The sequence below is a fragment of the Burkholderia sp. RS01 genome, from assembly GCF_039748055.1.
In the GTDB taxonomy this organism is placed as follows: domain Bacteria; phylum Actinomycetota; class Actinomycetes; order Actinomycetales; family Micrococcaceae; genus Arthrobacter.
Genome location: NZ_JBDLAK010000093.1, coordinates 1 through 223 on the forward strand (window position 1 = coordinate 1; position 223 = coordinate 223).

Genomic DNA, 223 nt, shown 5'->3' on the forward strand with positions numbered 1-223 from the left:
CTTCCCCAACGGCATCCTGCCCATGATCATCCTGATGCAGGGCGTGCTCTTCGCCTACGCCTCCATCGAACTGGTCGGCACCGCCGCCGGCGAAACCGAAAACCCCGAAAAAATCATGCCCAAGGCCATCAACTCCGTGGTCTTCCGCATCGCCGTGTTCTACGTCGGCTCCGTCATCCTCCTGGCCCTGCTGCTGCCCTACACCACCTACCAGAAGGGCGTC

General features: G+C 61.9%; 1 pseudogene. It reads left to right on the plus strand.

The features are described 5' to 3' along the window. Nucleotides 1-223 (plus strand): annotated as a pseudogene (locus ABFP37_RS22670) (amino acid permease); the annotation flags it as partial.